This is a genomic window from Streptomyces sp. NPDC050388, assembly GCF_040655635.1.
Taxonomy (GTDB): domain Bacteria; phylum Actinomycetota; class Actinomycetes; order Streptomycetales; family Streptomycetaceae; genus Streptomyces.
In genome coordinates, this window is record NZ_JBFAKH010000184.1 from 1 (window position 1) to 5630 (window position 5630).

The window sequence follows — 5630 nt, forward strand, 5'->3', positions numbered from 1 at the left end:
TGTGTTAAGCACGCCGCCAGCGTTCGTCCTGAGCCAGGATCAAACTCTCCGTGAATGTTTTCCCGTGATCGGGAGAGCACCACGAGAGCGGAACCGCCGGAGGAATGGTCCGGCGGTTCACAGCGTCCTCGCTGTGTTTCTTCAAAGGAACCTCGTCCCGGCCGGCCGGCCGGAGACGGGGTATCAACATATCTGGCGTTGACTTTTGGCACGCTGTTGAGTTCTCAAGGAACGGACGCTTCCTTCGTACTCACCCTCATCGGGTTTTCCTCCGGGCGCTTCCCTTCGGTCTTGCGTTTCCGACTCTATCAGATCTTTCCGATCCGATTTCCTCGGGCTTTCGCCTTCCGGGGTCCCGCTTTCCGCGTTTCCCTTTCCGGCGGACCCGACTTTATCAGAGGTTCTGAGTCGGATTTCCTCGCCCCTCCAGGGACTGGTTCCGACGCTTGAAGCGATCGGGTTCCCGGTCGGGGTGAGCCGTAAACGTACTGGAGCGGGGCGGCTCGATGCAAATCGAGGCCGCCCCGCTCCCAGTTCACCCGTACGGGCTTGTCCTACAAGCCGTCAGACCTCCACGACCACGGGGAGGATCATCGGCCGACGCCGGTACGTGTCGGAGACCCATTTGCCCAGCGTGCGACGGATCAGCTGCTGCATCTGGTGCGGTTCGACGACGCCGTCCTGAGCCGACCGTTCCAGGACTTCCGTGATCTTCGGCAGTACGGCACTGAAGGCGGAGTCGTCGATCCCGGAGCCGCGGGCCTGGACATACGGGCCGCCGGTGATCTTCCCGGTGGACGAATCGATCACCACGAAGAGCGAGATGATGCCCTCGTCACCGAGGATCTTGCGATCCTTCAGCGCGGGCTCGCCGACATCGCCGACGGAGAGACCGTCGACGTAGACGTACCCGGCCTGGACCTTGCCGGAGATCTTCGCCCTGCCGTCGATCAGGTCGACGACGACCCCGTCCTCCGCGATGACGATGCGGTCGTGCGGGACACCCGTCAGGGCACCCAGTTCGGCGTTGGCCCGCAGGTGGCGCCATTCGCCGTGCACCGGCATCAGGTTCTTCGGGCGGCAGATGTTGTAGAAGTACAGCAGCTCGCCGGCGGAGGCGTGGCCCGAGACGTGCACCTTGGCGTTGCCCTTGTGGACGACGTTGGCGCCCCAGCGGGTCAGGCCGTTGATGACCCGGTAGACCGCGTTCTCGTTGCCGGGGATGAGCGACGACGCGAGGATCACCGTGTCGCCCTGGACGATACGGATCTGGTGGTCGCGGTTGGCCATCCGGGACAGGGCGGCCATGGGTTCGCCCTGCGAGCCCGTGCACACCAGGACCACTTCGCTGTCCGGCAGGTCGTCCAGCGTCTTGACGTCGACGACCAGGCCCGGCGGGACCTTCAGGTAGCCGAGGTCGCGGGCGATGCCCATGTTGCGGACCATGGAGCGGCCGACGAAGGCCACCCGGCGTCCGTACTCGTGCGCCGCGTCCAGGATCTGCTGGATGCGGTGGACGTGGCTGGCGAAGCTGGCCACGATGATCCGCTTGCGGGCACCGGCGAAGACCTGCCGAAGGACGTTGGAGATTTCGCGCTCGGGCGGGACGAAGCCCGGGACCTCGGCGTTCGTCGAGTCGGAGAGGAGGAGGTCGATGCCTTCCTCGCTGAGCCGGGCGAAGGCGTGCAGGTCCGTGAGGCGGCTGTCCAGCGGAAGCTGGTCCATCTTGAAGTCGCCGGTGTGGACCACCATGCCGGCGGGGGTGCGGATGGCCACGGCGAGCGCGTCGGGGATCGAGTGGTTGACCGCGACGAACTCGCAGTCGAACGGGCCGACGCGCTCGCGGTGCCCCTCGGCGACCTCCAGGGTGTAGGGGCGGATGCGGTGCTCTTGGAGCTTCGCCTCGATGAGGGCGAGGGTCAGCTTGGAGCCGATCAGCGGGATGTCCGGCTTCTCGCGGAGAAGGAACGGAACACCGCCGATGTGGTCCTCGTGACCATGGGTGAGGACGATGCCCTCGATGTCGTCGAGACGATCCCGGATGGACGTGAAGTCCGGCAGGATCAGGTCGATTCCGGGCTGCTCCTCCTCGGGGAACAGCACTCCGCAGTCGACGATGAGCAGACGGCCGCCGTACTCGAAGACCGTCATGTTGCGGCCGATCTCGCCGAGACCGCCGAGCGGGGTGACGCGCAGCCCGCTCGCGGGAAGCGGCGGGGGCGGACCGAGTTCAGGATGCGGATGACTCAAAAGACTCTCCTCACCACACGCGCCACGTACCGGTGGGGCACGTGGCGCGCATGACGTTCGTGCAGAAGCAGTTGTCGTTGTGGTGCGCGGGCACCGGTGGCCCGCCGCTTATTCAGTTGTGGAGTCAGGTTGCGCGAGCGGTCGCGCGAAGTCCGTTGTCAGAGCTGTACCCCGCCGGCGGCAAGATCGATCTTGAGCTGCTCGATCTCTTCCGGCGCGCACTCGACCATGGGGGCGCGCAGGGGCCCGGCGGGCAGACCCTGGAGGGTGAGCGCCGCCTTGGTGGTCATCACGCCCTGGGTGCGGAACATGCCCGTGTAGACGGGGAGCAGCTTCTGGTGGATCTCGGTGGCCTTCTGGACGTCTCCCGAGATGTACGACTCCACCAGGGAGCGCAGCTCGGGGGTGACGAGGTGGCCGACGACCGAGACGAAGCCGACCGCGCCCACGGAGAGCAGCGGCAGGTTCAGCATGTCGTCGCCGGAGTACCAGGCGAGGCGGGATCGCGCGATGGCCCAGCTGGCGCGGCCGAGGTCACCCTTGGCGTCCTTGTTGGCGACGATCCGCGGGTGCTCGGCCAGGCGGACGAGCGTCTCGGTGTTGATCGGGACGCCGCTGCGGCCGGGGATGTCGTAGAGCATGACCGGCAACTCGGTGGCGTCGGCGACGGCCGTGAAGTGCCGGTAGAGACCCTCTTGCGGGGGCTTGTTGTAGTACGGGGTGACGACCAGCAAGCCGTGTGCGCCGATGTGCTCCGCGGTGCGGGCCAGTTCGATGCTGTGGCGGGTGTCGTTGGTGCCGACCCCGGCCACCACGTGGGCGCGGTCTCCGACCGCCTCCAGGACCGCCCGTACGAGGTCCGCTTTCTCCGCGTCGCTGGTGGTGGGGGACTCGCCGGTGGTGCCGTTGATGATCAGGCCGTCGTTGCCTGCGTCCACCAGGTGGGTGGCGAGCCGCTGGGCGCCGTCGAGGTCGAGTGCGCCGTCCGCCGTGAAGGGCGTGACCATGGCGGTGAGGACCCGCCCGAAGGGGGTCTGCGGAGTGGAGGTCGGAGCCATGGGTTACACGCTACTCGCTGCTCGAGTCGGGGTCTGCCCTCGGGGAGGCGACAAGACAGGACAAAGGTGGAGCCCGGCACTGCCTGCTCGGGGGTTCAGGCAGTGCCGGGCCCGTTCGATCAGGCTAAATGAACTACCCTAAATACCGCAATACGGACAACTCGCAGGGCTGATCGCGCATGGGCGATCAGCCCTGCGAGCAAGGCCCGCCACCGGCGGACACGAGGAGCTGTGAGCACCACTCGAACCGCGCCGGCCGCACGGACTACGGCGCCACGCGTCCGTTGGCGTTGAAGGCGGCGTGAGTGAGCGGCATGAGCCGGGCCCACTCGGCCTCCATCTTCTCGCCGACCATCTCGATCTCCCGCTGCGGGAAGGACGGGACCTTCGCCATCTCGTGCTGGGTGCGCAGGCCGAGGAAATGCATCAGCGAGCGGGCATTGCACGTGGCGTACATCGAGGAGTACAGGCCGACCGGGAGCACCGCGCGGGCGACCTCGCGGGCCACACCCTCGGCCAGCAGCTTCTGGTAGGCCTCGTAGGCCTGGCGGTAGGAGTCGCCCAGTACGTGCTGGACGGTCTCGTACTGGCCCGGGGTGCCTTCGACGAAGACGTACTTGCCCGGGCGCCCCTCCTGGACCAACTTGCGCGACGCGTCGGGAACGTAGAAGACGGGCTGCAGCTCGCGGTAGCGCCCGGATTCCTCGTTGTAGGACCAGCCGACCCGGTGGCGCATGAACTCGCGGAACACGAAGATCGGCGCACTGACGAGGAACGTCAGGGAGTTGTGCTCGAACGGACTGCCGTGCCGGTCCCGCATCAGGTAGTTGATCAGGCCCTTGGAGCGCTCCGGGTCCTTCTGCAGTTCCCCGATGGACTGCTCGCCGAGGGTCGATACGCGGGCGGCGAACAGGACGTCCGAGTCCGAGGCACTGGACTTCACCAGTTCGACGGTGACGTCACTCCGCAGGGTGACGCCATCAGGTGTTGACGGCTGGAGGTCGTCGGCGGAGGTCAAGAGAGCACTTCCCGTCACATCGCATCTGCAGGTCAGCGCCCACTCTACGGGGCACCCTCCGTGGCGGGGAGACGGACCGCGCCACGACGAATTTCCCCATCTGGGCACTTTTTGCGCGTGTCGCTCGTTTGTGTCGGTGAGAGTGATTCGTTCGAGATTTCGACGGGAGAAGCACCACTGATGTTCGGTCGACGGGAATCCGTGCCGTTCGCCTTCATTGCCACTGCCGACAGGTTCCGCAGTAATGTCACGCCCCCGCCGCGCGAGCGGGCTTCCGCCGGCGAGCTGGCCGGGCGCTGGCTGCTGGGCCTCTGCATCGTCACCGGTCTGGTGGGGGCCCTGGTCCTCGGGATGCCCGCGCTCTCCATCGACCAGTCGGCCACGGGGACCGAGCAGTCACAGGCGTCCGACGGACGCTGACCCGCAGGCCGAACCGGACGCCTTACCGAGCGCCGGACCGGACGACGCCCCCCGCGCCGAATCGGGCGCGGGGAACCACCCGGGGCGGGGGGGCTCCGGCTCCAAGCGGGCCCCCGAGGGTGGTGAGGGGGCATGCGGATCGGTAGCCTCACCGGGCACAGCCCACGCATGGATCAAGTGAGGACCAGCCGTGCCCCTGCCCTTCCTGACGGCCGATCGTGCTTTTGACACTGCGGACGACGTCGCACTGCCGCACGACGACCGTGACCGCTGGCGGCGCCCGTACCGTCCGGGGCCTTGGCGAGTGGGGACGGCGGCCATACTGCTGCTGCTCGCCTCGTTCGTGCTGTTCGCGGCAGTGATCATCGCTGCGACGGCCTCGGTGTCGTCGGCCGGTGTGGTCTTCGCCCTCGCGCTGGTCGTCATACTCTGGGCGCTGAGGCTGCTGCGCATGGGCACGTGGGTGAGTGCCCGCGGACTGCGGCAGGTGAGTCTGTTCAGCACCCGTACGACGCCGTGGGCCCAGGTGGTCACGGTGCGCACGGTGCAGCAGCCGGTGCGCTGGCTGGGGCTGCCGAGGACAGTACAGGGGCAGGCGCTGCTGCTGGCCCGGCGGGGGCGGTCGGCGGAGGCCCTGCCGCCGCTGCTGACCTCGCACAACGCGGACTTCCTGGGACGGGACCTGGCTTTCGACCGGGCGGCCGACTCGGTGGAGGTCTGGGCCGACGAGTACCGGCGGGACTGACCCTGCCCGTCGGGACCGGACTTCACGTCGTCAAGAGCCGGGGCCCGGGCGAAGCGGAGGGTCATCTCGGCTCGGTAGTCGGGTGCTGCCATCAGGTGGCGGTGGGGCCGGAAGTGGGGTGAGATGCCGCTGAACGCGG

Annotated in this window: 5 protein-coding genes and 1 pseudogene; 2 read left to right on the forward strand and 4 right to left on the reverse strand. The window is 67.7% G+C overall.

What is annotated here, in order from left to right; all coding sequences use genetic code 11:
* Window positions 1-564: 564 nt before the first annotated feature.
* The 3 genes from AB0I73_RS40010 to thyX form a co-directional block, all read right to left on the reverse strand.
* Complete coding sequence (locus tag AB0I73_RS40010) at window positions 565-2250, reverse strand: ribonuclease J (RefSeq protein WP_363045311.1); 1686 nt, start codon at window positions 2248-2250, stop codon at window positions 565-567.
* A gap of 158 nt (window positions 2251-2408) precedes the next feature.
* On the reverse strand, window positions 2409-3308 hold the full coding sequence (dapA, locus tag AB0I73_RS40015) for a 4-hydroxy-tetrahydrodipicolinate synthase (protein ID WP_363045312.1): 900 nt from the start codon (window positions 3306-3308) through the stop codon (window positions 2409-2411).
* 265 nt (window positions 3309-3573) lie between these two features.
* Window positions 3574-4326 carry an FAD-dependent thymidylate synthase gene (gene thyX / locus AB0I73_RS40020; RefSeq protein WP_363045313.1) on the reverse strand — a complete coding sequence of 251 codons (753 nt, stop codon included), beginning with the start codon at window positions 4324-4326 and terminating at the stop codon, window positions 3574-3576.
* 180 nt (window positions 4327-4506) lie between these two features.
* Here thyX and AB0I73_RS40025 point away from each other — a divergent pair, with 180 nt between their 5' ends.
* Complete coding sequence (locus AB0I73_RS40025) at window positions 4507-4746, forward strand: hypothetical protein (RefSeq protein WP_363045314.1); 240 nt, start codon at window positions 4507-4509, stop codon at window positions 4744-4746.
* 190 nt (window positions 4747-4936) lie between these two features.
* Complete coding sequence (locus tag AB0I73_RS40030) at window positions 4937-5491, forward strand: hypothetical protein (RefSeq protein WP_363045315.1); 555 nt, start codon at window positions 4937-4939, stop codon at window positions 5489-5491.
* A 47-nt stretch (window positions 5492-5538) separates the two neighbouring features.
* On the opposite strand, the pseudogene AB0I73_RS40035 reads toward AB0I73_RS40030, so the two are convergent.
* A pseudogene (locus AB0I73_RS40035) lies at window positions 5539-5630 on the reverse strand (IS6 family transposase); the annotation flags it as partial.

Excerpts from the sequence above, each read along its gene's own strand:
- dapA (WP_363045312.1), bottom strand. The coding sequence starts at position 3,308 with ATGGCTCCGACCTCCACTCCGCAGACCCCCTTCGGGCGGGTCCTCACC.
- AB0I73_RS40025 (WP_363045314.1), top strand. The coding sequence starts at position 4,507 with ATGTTCGGTCGACGGGAATCCGTGCCGTTCGCCTTCATTGCCACTGCC.